This is a genomic window from Streptomyces rectiviolaceus (genome assembly GCF_039533825.1).
GTDB classification, from domain to species: Bacteria; Actinomycetota; Actinomycetes; order Streptomycetales; family Streptomycetaceae; genus Streptomyces; species Streptomyces rectiviolaceus.
This window is the reverse complement of sequence record NZ_BAAAUG010000022.1, coordinates 41,991-54,366: the sequence shown is the minus strand read 5'-3', so window position 1 is coordinate 54,366 and position 12,376 is coordinate 41,991. Positions and strand designations below refer to the sequence as shown.

11 protein-coding genes and 2 pseudogenes are annotated in these 12,376 nt (G+C 70.4%); 6 read left to right on the top strand and 7 right to left on the bottom strand.

The genetic code is table 11. The features are described from left to right. Window positions 1-13: 13 nt before the first annotated feature. From ABD378_RS06000 to ABD378_RS05985, 4 genes are all read right to left on the bottom strand, one after another. Window positions 14-1,012 carry a D-2-hydroxyacid dehydrogenase gene (locus tag ABD378_RS06000; protein WP_344519363.1) on the bottom strand — a complete coding sequence of 333 codons (999 nt, stop codon included), beginning with the start codon at window positions 1,010-1,012 and terminating at the stop codon, window positions 14-16. Between the two features lie 86 nt (window positions 1,013-1,098). Then, window positions 1,099-1,455: a DUF1036 domain-containing protein gene (locus ABD378_RS05995; protein ID WP_344519362.1), complete on the bottom strand. Its 357-nt coding sequence runs from the start codon at window positions 1,453-1,455 to the stop codon at window positions 1,099-1,101. A 4-nt stretch (window positions 1,456-1,459) separates the two neighbouring features. Beyond that, window positions 1,460-1,663, bottom strand: a complete 204-nt coding sequence (locus ABD378_RS05990; protein WP_344519361.1) for a hypothetical protein — start codon at window positions 1,661-1,663, stop codon at window positions 1,460-1,462. Between the two features lie 104 nt (window positions 1,664-1,767). Further along, window positions 1,768-2,277 (bottom strand): hypothetical protein, encoded by a 510-nt coding sequence (locus tag ABD378_RS05985; RefSeq protein WP_344519359.1) that lies wholly within the window; start codon window positions 2,275-2,277, stop codon window positions 1,768-1,770. Between the two features lie 230 nt (window positions 2,278-2,507). Between ABD378_RS05985 and ABD378_RS05980 the strand changes: the two genes are divergently transcribed. Continuing rightward, window positions 2,508-3,446 carry a GlxA family transcriptional regulator gene (locus tag ABD378_RS05980; RefSeq protein WP_344519358.1) on the top strand — a complete coding sequence of 313 codons (939 nt, stop codon included), beginning with the start codon at window positions 2,508-2,510 and terminating at the stop codon, window positions 3,444-3,446. Window positions 3,447-3,466: 20 nt separating this feature from the next. On the opposite strand, the gene ABD378_RS05975 is transcribed toward ABD378_RS05980, so the two are convergent. After that, window positions 3,467-4,195 (bottom strand): class I SAM-dependent methyltransferase, encoded by a 729-nt coding sequence (locus ABD378_RS05975; protein ID WP_344519357.1) that lies wholly within the window; start codon window positions 4,193-4,195, stop codon window positions 3,467-3,469. 102 nt (window positions 4,196-4,297) lie between these two features. Between ABD378_RS05975 and ABD378_RS05970 the strand changes: the two are divergent. Further along, window positions 4,298-5,122: pseudogene (locus ABD378_RS05970) on the top strand (slipin family protein); the annotation flags it as partial. 233 nt (window positions 5,123-5,355) lie between these two features. Beyond that, window positions 5,356-6,183, top strand: coding sequence for a hypothetical protein (locus tag ABD378_RS05965; protein WP_344519356.1), 828 nt, complete (start codon window positions 5,356-5,358; stop codon window positions 6,181-6,183). A 34-nt stretch (window positions 6,184-6,217) separates the two neighbouring features. Here the strand turns inward: ABD378_RS05965 and ABD378_RS05960 are convergent, their stop codons facing one another. After that, window positions 6,218-6,901 carry an alpha/beta fold hydrolase gene (locus ABD378_RS05960; RefSeq protein WP_344519354.1) on the bottom strand — a complete coding sequence of 228 codons (684 nt, stop codon included), beginning with the start codon at window positions 6,899-6,901 and terminating at the stop codon, window positions 6,218-6,220. A 174-nt stretch (window positions 6,902-7,075) separates the two neighbouring features. Here ABD378_RS05960 and ABD378_RS05955 point away from each other — a divergent pair, with 174 nt between their 5' ends. From ABD378_RS05955 to ABD378_RS05945, 3 genes and pseudogenes are all read left to right on the top strand, one after another. After that, entirely contained in the window at window positions 7,076-9,511 is a 2,436-nt protein-coding gene (locus ABD378_RS05955) for a polysaccharide lyase 8 family protein (RefSeq protein ID WP_344519353.1), read from the top strand. Between the two features lie 343 nt (window positions 9,512-9,854). Then, window positions 9,855-10,298: a subtilase-type protease inhibitor gene (locus tag ABD378_RS05950; protein WP_344519352.1), complete on the top strand. Its 444-nt coding sequence runs from the start codon at window positions 9,855-9,857 to the stop codon at window positions 10,296-10,298. 226 nt (window positions 10,299-10,524) lie between these two features. Then, window positions 10,525-11,066: pseudogene (locus ABD378_RS05945) on the top strand (GNAT family N-acetyltransferase). 21 nt (window positions 11,067-11,087) lie between these two features. Here the strand turns inward: ABD378_RS05945 and ABD378_RS05940 are convergent. After that, window positions 11,088-12,320, bottom strand: a complete 1,233-nt coding sequence (locus ABD378_RS05940; protein WP_344519351.1) for an epoxide hydrolase family protein — start codon at window positions 12,318-12,320, stop codon at window positions 11,088-11,090. Between the last annotated feature and the right edge of the window lie 56 nt (window positions 12,321-12,376).

Below are 12,376 nucleotides of genomic sequence, written 5' to 3'. Positions count from 1 at the left end.
CGCTGCCGTCCTCCTAGTAACCCTGGGACCACCGCACGACGTTGTGCGGCGGATCCCCGCCTGCGAGCCGCCGCCAGTTGTCCGCGAACAGGTCGAGGATCCGCTTCGTCTCGTCGCGTGATCCGCCCGCGGTGTGCTGGGTGAGGATGACGTTCGGGCAGCTCCACAGGGGGTGCCCGGCGGGCAGCGGCTCCTGGCGGGTGACGTCGAGGACCGCGCCGCCGAGGCGGCCGGAGGCGAGGGCGGCGACCAGGGCGTCCTCGTCCGCCAGGGTGCCGCGACCGGCGTTCACGAAGACCGCGCCGGGGCGCAGCCGGCCGATGCGCCGCCGGTCGAAGAGCCCGGCGGTCTCGGCCGTGCCCGGCAGCAGTCCCACGACGATGTCGAACTCGGGGAGCCCGGCGTCGAGTTCCGGTCGGGTGCGGAGGTCGCCGTCGCCCCGTGCGAAGTGCGTGACGGAGCAGCCGAAGGGGACGAGGAGTTCGGCGAGGCGCAGGGCGATGGATCCCCTGCCAAGGATGAGGACGTTCGCGCCGCCCAGGAGGCGAAGGCCGGGCCGTACGTCGAGCTTGGACCAGGACTCCCCGGCACGAAGTCCTGCCAGTACGTCGACCCCGCGGTAGAGCGCGAGGATGCCCGCGAGGCAGGTCTCCGCGACCGGTTCGGCGAAGAGGCCGCCGAGATTGGTGACGGTCAGACGCTCTCCCAGGACCGGCCAGTCGAGGCCGGCGTAGCGGTCGATGCCGACGGACGCGAGCTGCAGCCAGCGCAGCCGCGGCGCCTTCTCCACCCAGTCCGCCCTCGGGTTGCCGAGGGCGATGTGGGAGTCGGCGAGCACACGCGCGTCGTCGGCCGCTTCGGAGTCCGGTTCGGCGAACCAGACCGGGCCCGGCGTGACGGCGCGGACGCGTTCCTGTTCGGCGGCGTCCAGCGCCAGCTCCACGTACAGGGCGGCGTCCGGTGGCAGGTCGGCCGGGTCGGAGGCCTGCGGAGCATGTGGTGCACGGACCATTCCTGATTCCCCCGTGGTACGGAAAGCGCTGGTGAACGTGCGTTCACCGAACTTAGGGCTTTCGCTCCACGGGGGTCAACAGTGATCTATCCGCCCGTGAGGTGGAGGGTGAAGTTCTCGTGGTCGCCGACATCGAGTTCGCGGAAGCCGCGCGGATGCCCACCCGACACCGACGGCTTCCAGCACCGATTGAAGGCCTGGTCCGGAACCTGCGTGACGTACTGCCCGGCCCAGACGGGACCGTTGTTCACCGCCTCGGCCACGTAGAACCACTTGGGGCTGTACTTGTTGACGTCGTTGGCGTACACGAGCGCGGAACGCCCCGGGTCGATGCCCCACCAGCCCATGATGTGCGGCCCGGTGTTGAAACGGCAGGTGTCGTCGGAGAAGCCGATCGCCACATACACGCGTGCCCGGTAGTGGTTGCTGATCGTCAGACCCACGGTCTCACCCTTCCGGTGGTGCGTCCGCGGCGGTGGGCGCGGCGCCCGGCTTGTGCCACGCCTCCCCGTGGGGAAGCCCTGGAGCCGGGGCCTGGAACCCTTCGGGTCCGCGGCTCACCGGTTCGTCGCCGATCGCTCCGCGCGGATCGGCTCCGAACTCGTCGGGATCCCTCTCCGCGCCCGCGTCCGAATCGTTCACCGTCCCCATCGAGCACCCCCTCAAAGGAAGTTGAGCGTCTGACCACCTCTACTGCGGGGCTGCCGGTCGGTCAATCGACGGCGTACGGGGGATCAGGATCCCGGGAGAAGGGATCAGGCTCCCGTCGTGGAGCCGGGCCGGATGATCATAAGGACCGTGACGGTGGCCCAGAGGAGGTTGAACACGCCTGTGTACATGGCGAGTTGGCTGCTGGTGCGCTCGCCCACGGCCACCACACCCGCTCCGTCGACCGGGTGGCCGTCCACGTCGATGCGGCCTTCCCCGGTCACCGCGTCGAGCGCCGCCTCCTGACGCGGCAGGACGAGAATGATGAGCACCACGGCCGCGGCGGCGGTGAGGATGATCGATACGATCAGCCAGGCGCTGCCGAGCACGTTCAGGCTGGCGGCGGTCGCGAAGCCGGTGATGGGGACGGCGACGCCGACGAACGCGTACACCGAGCAGATGCGCTGCAGCAGGCGCAGCGAGGCGACGGCCGACGCGTCCTGCGGGTCGGCCTGGGCGCGGCGCAGGGCCGCGGGGAACATGCTGGCGGCGACGGTGACCGGGCCGACGGCGAGGATGGCGGCCAGCACATGGAGCGTCAGGAAGAACTTGGTCACGGCGGGCCCTCGGGATTCGAAGAACGGCGGAGGTCGGGTGGTCAGGTGGCTCCCGATCGGGACCCGGTCGCCGAGATTAGCCAGCGTCCGCGTCCGCGGAACAGTGGCATTAGTGACAGGTTCCGCAGAGATACCGCCATGGAATCCCAGGCCAGTTCACGCGCCACGGGCAGGCCGTACCGCCTGTGCACGCGCTTGGCGGGATGGCGGCGCCGGCGTACGTTGCCGCCATGCACACCGTGGCCGTCCTGGCGCTGGACACCGTCATCCCGTTCGACCTGTCCACCCCGATCGAGGTCTTCAGCCGTACCCGGCTGCCGGGCGGGCGGGCCGGCTACCGGGTGCGTGTCTGCGCCGCCGCGCCGGAGGTCGACGCCGGTCTGTTCACGCTCCGGGCGCCGTGGGGCCTGGAGGGGCTCGCGGACGCGGACACGATCATCGTGCCCGGCAGGGCCGACGCGTCCCGGCCGGTCCCCGACGCGGTGCTGGACGCGCTGCGGGACGCGGCGGCCGACGGCACCCGGATCGCCTCCATCTGCGCGGGCACCTTCACGCTGGCCGCGGCCGGTCTCCTGTCCGGGCTCCGCGCCACCACGCACTGGATGGCCGCGGCCGTGCTCGCCGAACGCCATCCCGACATCGACGTCGACCCGGACGTGCTCTACGTCGACAACGGGCAGATCCTGACGTCCGCCGGCGCCGCCGCCGGGCTCGACCTCTGCCTGCACCTGATCCGCCGGGACTACGGCTCCGCCGTCGCCGCGGACGCGGCCCGCCTCTCGGTGATGCCCCTGGAACGCGAGGGCGGCCAGGCCCAGTTCATCGTCTCCGAGGCCCCGCCCACGCCCCAGGGATCGGAGCTGGAGCCGGTGCTGCGCTGGCTGGATGAGAACACCAGGAGCGAACTCACGCTGGAGGACATCGCGGGCCGGGCGGGGATGAGCACCCGCACCCTGCTGCGCCGCTTCCGGGAGCAGACGGGCAGCACACCGCTGCAGTGGCTGCACCGCACGCGGATCCGGCAGGCACAGCACCTGCTCGAGACGACGGGGCACTCCGTCGAGCGCATCGCCGTCCAGGTCGGCTTCGGATCGCCCACCGCCTTCCGCGACCGCTTCAAGCGCGTCGCCGGTGTCAGCCCGCAGGCCTACCGCAAGGCGTTCCAATGAGCCGGGGACGCGGGTGACGCTCAGACCTTCCGCGCCTCGACGAGGCACCACCTGGGGCTGCCGTCGCCCCGGCGGCCGAACTCCTCCAGCGGGTGCAGCCGCATCGTGAACCCGGCCCGGAGCAGGTCCTCAAGGACTCCCCGCAGCGGGAAGGTCCGGTAGTACATGACGAACGGCGGGCGCCACAGCAGATTCCGCACCCGCATCACCCCGTCGAAGCCGAGCAGCGCCCAGTACAGCGGCGAGGTCGGGGGCGGCGGCGCGCCGATCGGGAAGGCGAAGACCCCGCCGGGCCGCAGCGCCCCGCAGACCTCCGCGAACAGCCGTGGCCGCTCGGCGGGCAGGAAGTGGCCGAACGCCCCGAAGCTCACCGCGAGGTCGTAGGCCTCGGTGAAGGGCAGGGCACGGGCGTCGGCGCGCACCCACTCCACCGCGGGCCCGCCGTCCCGGGGGACCACGGCAGCCCGCGCCTCGGCCAGCATCCCGGCGCTGAGGTCGAGGCCGGTGACCCGCTCCCGGCACAGCGGCAGCAGCGTCTCGACGCCCGCGCCGGTGCCGCAGCAGACATCGAGACCCGCGTCGAAAGGACCGAGGTCACTCAGCGTGTCCGCGACCGCGTCAAGGATCCGGTCGGGCGTACGGAACGGGGTGTGGTCGAACTTCGGGGCCAGCAGGTCGTAGCCGTCCTCGATGGAGGAAAGGGCTTGCACGGCCAGTTCGCGGAGTGTGGGTCCCTGGGAGGTGAACACCGTGCCCACCCTAGTCAGCGGTCCGACGGCAAGGGCTCGACCGTGGACAAACCTGGGCATATCTTTGTTAATGACGGGCGACTCGGAAGATTGGGGGTCGTCATGGTCGAAGAGCTGCTCACAGCAGGGGCCGCGGTCGCGGCTGCCGGGTTTGTGTACGTGGTGTCGGCTGCTCGCGTGGTCAAACAGTACGAGCGGGGCGTGGTGCTCCGTCTCGGGCGGCTGCGGGAGAGCGTCCGCCAGCCGGGGTTCACCATGGTGGTGCCCGGCGTGGACCGGCTGCACAAGGTGAACATGCAGATCGTGACCATGCCGGTCCCGGCGCAGGACGGCATCACCCGGGACAACGTCACGGTGCGCGTCGACGCGGTCATCTACTTCAAGGTGATCGACGCCGCCGACGCGGTGATCAAGGTCGAGGACTACCGCTTCGCGGTCTCGCAGATGGCGCAGACGTCGCTCCGGTCGATCATCGGCAAGAGCGACCTGGACGATCTGCTCTCCAACCGCGAGAAGCTCAACCAAGGTCTGGAGCTGATGATCGACTCGCCCGCCCTCGGCTGGGGCGTGCAGATCGACCGGGTCGAGATCAAGGACGTCTCGCTCCCGGAGACGATGAAACGCTCGATGGCCCGGCAGGCCGAGGCCGACCGTGAGCGGCGGGCCCGCGTGATCAACGCGGACGCCGAGCTGCAGGCATCCAAGAAGCTGGCCCAGGCCGCACACGAGATGGCGGACGAACCCGCCGCGCTCCAACTGCGGCTCCTGCAGACCGTGGTGGCGGTCGCCGCCGAGAAGAACTCGACCCTCGTGCTGCCCTTCCCCGTAGAGCTGTTGCGCTTCCTGGAGAAGGCCCAGCAGGCACAGCCGCCTTCACCCGCACCACCCGCCCCCTCGGCGAAGCCGATCCCGAAACGGCCGACGGCGGCATAGTCATGATCCCGGCCGTTCGGGCCTGAACCAGCTTCGGAGGCGTTCTTGGACAGGAGCGGACAACCGGCCTTTGACCAGCGCGCACACGGATCCGGCCGGGACTGCGGCAGGGGCGCGTAGCCGCCGTCGTGGCCGGTTACCGCCAGGAGGTCTATCGGGTTGAGCCATGGGTCAGGTAGACGTATCGCGGCCGTAGACCCGCCACTCAGCAAGAGGAGGCATGCCTCATGACCGGTGCCCGAACCACCACCGCGGCAGGCAAGACCCGGTTCGACGACATCTACAACCAGCCTGACCCCCGCGCGTACTTCCGTACGCTGGCCCCCCTGCAGTACGAGATACCGCACCAGGCTCAGGACGTCTTCCGGGGCACGCTCGCCCAGCGGTCGGCGGTGCGCGGCACCCACCTCCCCGTCACGGTCCTCGACCTCTGCTGCTCCTACGGGATCAACGCGGCGCTGCTCAACCACGACCTCACGCTCACGGACCTGTACGCGCACTACACGAGCGCCGAGACGGCCGCCCTCACCCGGGGTGAGCTCATCGAGTCGGACAAGGAGTTCTACGCCTCGCGGCGGCGGGCGGACGCCGTCCCGGTCGTCGGCCTCGATACGGCCGAGAACGCGACCCGCTATGCCTTGGAGGTGGGGCTGCTCGACGAGGCCTATGCGGAGAACCTCGAGCGTCACCCGCCCAGCGACGGGCTGCGCCGTGCCGTGGGGCGCGTCGGCCTGATCACGGTCACCGGAGGCATCGGCTACATCACCCACCGCACCTTCGACGCGCTCCTCGACGCGACGCGCGTCCCGGTGTGGGTGAGCGCGTTCGTCCTGCGCACGGTGCCCTTCCAGCAGATCCTGGCCAGTCTGGACGCTCATGGTCTCGCCACCGAGACCGATCCCCGACGGACCTATCCGCAGCGGCTGTTCAGCGGTGCCACAGAGCAGAGCAGCGCGGTGGACCAGGTGCTCAAGGCCGGCGACGATCCCACGGGCCTTGAGGCGGAGGGCCGCTACTACACCCGCCTCTACCAGTCACGGCCCCGCCCTGCGTAACTCGCGGCCGCCGAGCGGCACAGACCCCGCCCGCTCAGCTCGTGAAGAACTCGGTGACCTGCTCCGCGAACTGCTGCGGGCTCGCCTCGTGCACCGAGTGCCCGACCGGGATCGTGATCAGCCGGGAGTCGGGGATCTCCGTGGCCATGTCGGGGATGCGTTCCTGCGGCATGCTGCTGTCCGGGCCGCCCGCCACGATCAGGGTCGGTGCGACGATCTCGCCGAGCCGCTCGGCCCACTCCGGGTCGGGGTCGAAGATCTGGGCGCGGACCGCGGGGGACACGGGCCAGTCGAAGTCGAGGGCCCCCTCGGGGCGGGGGGCCTCGGCCATGTCACGCGGGTAGGGCGGCGGGGTCTCCTCGAGGACGAGGCGCTCGACGCGGTCGGGGTGCTCCTCGGCGAGCAGGTACGCCACGACGCCGCCCATGGAGTGGCCCACGACGCCCACGCGGTCGAGGCCGAGCTCGTCGAGGAAGCCGAGCACGTCGTCCCGCATCAGTTCGACCGAGTACTCGTCGGGCCAGTCGCTCTCCCCGTGCCCGCGCAGATCAAGCGCGTACACCCGCCACTCCTCGCCGAGCACCTGGCCGACCTGCTCCCAGGTCGCCGAGGAACCGCCGAGCCCGTGCAGCAGCACGACGGGCGCTCCGTACGAGTCGCCCCAGGTCCGATAGGCCAGGCGTACGTCGCCCACATCCACCACTGCGTGATCGTTCATACCCCTGACGCTACAGCGCGTTGCGCGACCCATTGAGCAGTGGCCTGGACCCATGCTAGAAAGCGCTTACTCTCCTCACGGCCCGCGCGCCTCTTCCGCCTCGCTCCCCCCCTCCCGCCATGCCGTCATCCCCTCCCGCCACCCCGTCATCCCCCTCCCACCATCGGAGACCCCATGCACTCTCCTTGGTCCCGCCGCGCCTTCCTGCTGACCACCGGCGGCTCCGCGCTCGCCCTGACGTCCTCGGGGCTGCTGCCCTCCGACGAGGCCGCGGCAGCGGCGGCCGACGAGTACGGAACACTGCGCGCCAAGTGGCGCACTTTGATACTCGGCGAAGGCTTCACCCCCACGGCCGAGCCCTTCAAGAGCCGCCTCGCCGAACTGGGCGCCACCGCGCGGGAGTTGCGCGGCACCATGGCCCCTGCCACGGGGTCCCTGTGGCCGGACGCCTCGTACGCCGATCCCGATCCGGACACCGACCAGGAGTCGTACGGCTACTCGGCGAACGTAGTAACCGGTTACAGCCGACTCGGCACCATGGCCCAGGCCTACCGGCAAGAGGGCACGGGCCTGACCGGTGACGCGGGCCTCAAGGCGGACATCCTCACCGGCCTCGATCATCTGTACGCGGAGATCTACAACGAGAACCAGGCGCGGTTCGGCAACTGGTACAGCTGGCAGATAGGCGCCCCGCAGCATCTCCTAGACGTCTGCGTGCTGATGTACGACCAGCTGTCGGCGGCCCAAGTGGCCGACTACTGCAAGGCCGTGGACCACTTCGTGCCCGACTCGGCGGTGGGCAGCTACACCGGGACGAGCACCGGCGCGAACCGCGTCGACCTGTGCCGCGTGCTGGCGCTGCGCGGGGTAGTCGGCGCCGATTCGGCGAAGATCGCGCTGGCCAGGGACGCACTCTCCCCCGTCTTCCCGTACGTGACGAGCGGCGACGGCCTCTACACCGACGGCTCGTTCATCCAGCACACCACCGTGCCCTACACGGGGTCGTACGGATCGGTGATGCTGGGCGGCATCGGCATGCTCTTCTCCCTGTTGCGCGGCTCCAGTTGGGAGGTGACGGACGCCAAGAAGCAGATCATCTTCGACGCCGTGGAGAAGGCGTGGGCGCCGTTCATCTACAACGGTCTCGTCATGGACGGCGTCGCGGGCCGGGCCATCAGCCGTGGCATCTCCGCGTCCGACACCAAGAAGATCCAGGCCGACGACCATCGGCGCGGCCACCCCATCATGTCCGCCGTCGTGCTCCTCGGTCAGGGCGCGAGCGCGGCCGAGAACGCGCGCTGGCGCGGCCTGGTCAAGGGCTGGATGCGGCGCGACTACTACAGCCCGCCGCTGAGCGACGCCTCGCTGGGGCTCACAAGTCTGGCCCGGCTGAAGGGGGTTGAGGACGACACGGCGGTGGCCGCCATCGCCGAGCCCACCGGCCACCGGCTCTTCGCCGACATGGCCCGCGCCACGCACCGCCGCCCCGGCTGGGCGGCTTCGATCAGCATGGCCGATCCCCGCATCACGTACTACGAGACGGGCAACGGCGAGAACCTGCGGGGCTGGCACACCGGCTCCGGAATGCTCTATTGGTGGGGCGACACCTACGCCAACGGGCAGTACAGCGACGCCTTCTGGCCCACCGTCGACCCCTACCGGCTGCCCGGCACCACGGCTTCGCGCAAGGCGCTCGCGGACGCCGCGGGCGGCGACTGGGGCGCGTCGATGCCGGACGTGAAGTGGGTGGGCGGCGCGAGTGATGGCCAACGGGCCTCCATCGGGCAGTACTTGAAGGGGCTGCAGAGCACCCTGCGTGCGAAGAAGTCGTGGTTCTGCCTGGACGACACGATCGTCTGCCTGGGCGCGGGCATCGTCTGCACGGACGGCGCGGCGGTCGAGACCACCGTCGAGAACCGCAACCTCGGCCCGACGGGCACCACCGCCTTCCAGGTGGACGGCGCCGCCAAGCCGACCACCGCCCCCTGGTCGGCGACCCTCACCGGCGCCAGGTGGGCGCACATCGGGGGCCACGGCGGTTATGTCTTCCCCGGCGGCGCGACGGTGAAGGCGCTGCGCGAGCAGCGCACCGGCAAGTGGAGCGACATCAACAAGGGCGGCGCGACGACCGCGATCGCCCGCAAGTACCTCACGATGTACGTCGACCACGGCACCGCCCCGACGAACGGGACGTACGCCTACGCCCTGATGCCGGGGGCGAGCGCGGCGCAGACGGCGGCCCGGTCCGCGGACACCGGATGGCTCCAGATCCTCGCCAACTCCGACAACCAGCAAGGCGTTTCCGTGCCCTCGCTCGGCTTCACCGGGGTCAACTTCTGGTTCGGCGGCACGGCGGGCAAGCTCACCGCGAGCGCGCCCTGCTCCGTACAGATCAGCGAGAAGAGCGACGGCACCGCGGTCATCTGCGTCAGCGACCCGATGCGCGCGCAGAGCTCCCTGACCCTCACCTGGAACCGCGCCGTGTCCGCGGTGACGGCCAAGCCCGCCACGGTCACGTCGGCGGTCACGGGTGCGTCCCTGAAGCTGACCTTCGGGGATCTCAGCGGCACGAGGGGGGCCAGTCAGCGGATCAGCGTCAAGCTGGGCTGAGGCGGGGCCGGCGGGGGTGCGGTCGTCCGGGGCGCACCCCCGATCCCCTTAGCACCGATGCTTTCCGGTCGACCCTCGATTCCGGTAGAAAATCAAAACAACTGTCGTCGCAGGTCAGGCTGTTGTTCTTGCTTGCACAATCGCTTCCGGTCCACATGTTGGACACTTGTAGCGCGGCCTTCCGCACCTCCGCCGCCCGTTCTGAGCTGCCCGAACAGTCGTCCGGCGACCGCTCAGCGGACACACGCATCCGGAAATCGACCATATATTTGGTGCTCACTCTCCGCACCGACAAGACTCCCGTACGCAACCAGGAAAACACCCGCATCAAAGGAGAGTTGACGTGCGTTTCTTCCTCAAGACGGTGGGCGCCACCGCTGTCGTGGCCGCCTGTGTGATGTCCGGAACCTCTGGCACGGCGCAGGCCCAACCCAAGGCCGCCCCCGTCGGCCTCTACGCGCCCTCGTCACTGGTCCTCGCCGTGGGCCAGGGCGAAGAGGCGAACACCGCGACCATGCAACGCGCCGTGACCCTGACCTGTACGCCCAAGGCCTCGGGAAGCCACCCCTCGCCGTCCGCCGCCTGCGCCGAACTGCGCGCGGTCAACGGCGAGTTCACCCAGCTCGTCGGCATGTCGTCCGGCATGGCCTGCACGAAGGAGTGGAAGCCCGTCGTGGTCACCGTCGACGGCGTGTGGCAGGGCAAGCGAGTCGCCTGGACCCATACCTTCGGCAACAGCTGCGAGATGCAGGCGAGCCTCGCGGGCGGCGCGGCCCTCGCGTTCTGAGCCCCGCCTGCCGTGCACCCGAGGGTAGCTGGGTGGACGCGGCCTCGGCCCTGACGGTGGGATGAGGCCTCGACACTCACGACCGCGCCTTGGACGACGCCCCGAGCGACGTCCAAGGCGCTTCCCATGACCGGGAGCCCCTCGGCTACGCTGCCTCGCGCGGCATAGGAGTCTCACCTCGGGGGCGTAGGACGTTGAACGGTCAGCCAAGCAGACGGGGTCGTTGATGGTGTCCCCCGTGGCCCCCGTCCACGCCCAGGAGATCGGCACCGCCCGCCTCGTCCTCGTACCCCTCCAGGTCGGGCATGCCGACGAGATGGCCGATGTGCTCGCCGATCCCGCCCTGCACGCCTTCATCGGCGGCCGTCCCGACGATCCACAGGCCCTGCGCGCCGCTACCGGCGGATGACCGCGGGCTCCCCCGACCCGGCGGTCTCCTGGTGCAACTGGGTGCTGCGGCTGCGCGACGATGGCTGCCTGGCCGGGACCGTGCAGGCGACGGTCGGCCCCGCCGACGACGGCAGCGGCGCGCTGGTCGCGGAGATCGCCTGGGTCGTGGGGACTCCGTGGCAGGGTCGGGGCATCGCCGTGGAGGCGGCCCGCGGCCTCGTCGAATGGCTGGCGGGGCAGCCTGCCGTGCGCGGCGTCATCGCCCATGTCCACCCGGACCACCGGGCCTCGGCCGCCGTCGCCACCGCCGCGGGGCTCACCCCGACGGACGAGTGGCAGGACGGAGAGGTCAAGTGGCAGCGGGTGCTGGCGCGTTGAGCCGAGCAGGGCGGCAACGCCTCAGCACCGGCCACGGAACGTGCGGCGCAGGTCGCCCACCCAGCCGTCGGGGATCTCCCACGGGATGAAGTGGCCGCCGCTCTCGTGCGCGGTGAGGTTCACGTGCTGATACCAGTCGGCCCTGTCGCCGGCGAGCCAGCTCTGGATCCGCTGCTCGGTGGTGGTGACACCGGGCGGGTTCTCGTGGCCCACGAAGGTGATGCCGGTGGGGGCCTCGATGAGCGGCTGACGGTCGTGCGAGGGAGTCCAGGGGTAGCGGTTGGCGTTGGCGTAATAGCGAATCGACGTACCGATGGCGTTGTTCACCCAGAAGATCATCGCGTGGGTGAGGAGATCGTCCTTGGAGAAGACGCTCTCCACGTCGCCGTGGCTGTCACTCCATTTGTCCCAGCGCTCCAGGATCCAGGCGAGCAGGCCGACAGGTGAGTCGCTGAGCGCGTAGGAGAGGGTGCTTGAGCCGAGGACGTGCACGGCCAGGTGGGCGGCGAAGCGCCTTTCCAGGGAGATCAGTTGGCGGTGGGCGGGCTCGGGCAGGCCCTCGGGGATCGGCTGCCCGCCGCTGAGGTCCCAGCCCCGGTCGCCGTTGAACATGGTGAGCTTCTGGCCGGAACCGATGTGGATGCCGTGGAGTTCGTCGGCGTACTTGTGGCCGAGCTGACCGGTGACGAGGGCGCCGATGTCGCATCCCGCGGCGGCGTACTTCTCGTGGCCGAGCGTGTCGGTCATCAAGGTGTGCCAGAGGTCGGCGACCTTCCAGAAGTTCATGTCGGGGTGGTCCGGCAGCGGCGTGGAGAAGCCGAAGCCGGGCAGCGAGGGGACGATGACGTCGAACGCGTCGGCGGGGTCGCCGCCGAAGGCTGCCGGGTCGGCCAGCGGGTCGACGACCTTGGACCAGTGCCAGAAGGTCCAGGGCCAGCCGTGTGTGAGGACGAGCGGGGTGGGGGCGGGGCCGACGCCGGGCCTGCGCATGAAGTGCACGGGCACGCCGTCGACGCTCACCCGGTAGTGCTCGTAGGAGTTGATCGCCGCTTCGGCCTTGCGCCAGTCGTAGTCATGGAGCCAGTACTCGGCCAGTTCCTGGAGGTAGCCGCGGCGGACGCCGTAGTACCCGTCGTCGTTGCCCGCGTCGTCGGGCCACCTCGTCAGCCGCAGCCGCGCCCTGAGGTCGTCGAGCACCGCGTCGGGGACGTGGATCGGCTCGGGCGTCAACGGGAAGCTCGCTGCGGCTGACATGAGGTTCCTTCCGAGATGTCCTGGCCACCGGCGGTCGCCCGCCGGTGGCCGGGGGA

Coding starts and splice junctions, on each gene's coding strand:
- ABD378_RS06000 (WP_344519363.1), bottom strand. CDS start 1,012: ATGGTCCGTGCACCACATGCTCCGCAGGCCTCCGACCCGGCCGACCTG.
- ABD378_RS05940 (WP_344519351.1), bottom strand. CDS start 12,320: ATGTCAGCCGCAGCGAGCTTCCCGTTGACGCCCGAGCCGATCCACGTC.
- ABD378_RS05955 (WP_344519353.1), top strand. CDS start 7,076: ATGCACTCTCCTTGGTCCCGCCGCGCCTTCCTGCTGACCACCGGCGGC.
- ABD378_RS05980 (WP_344519358.1), top strand. CDS start 2,508: ATGCACACCGTGGCCGTCCTGGCGCTGGACACCGTCATCCCGTTCGAC.
- ABD378_RS05990 (WP_344519361.1), bottom strand. CDS start 1,663: ATGGGGACGGTGAACGATTCGGACGCGGGCGCGGAGAGGGATCCCGAC.
- ABD378_RS05965 (WP_344519356.1), top strand. CDS start 5,356: ATGACCGGTGCCCGAACCACCACCGCGGCAGGCAAGACCCGGTTCGAC.
- ABD378_RS05960 (WP_344519354.1), bottom strand. CDS start 6,901: ATGAACGATCACGCAGTGGTGGATGTGGGCGACGTACGCCTGGCCTAT.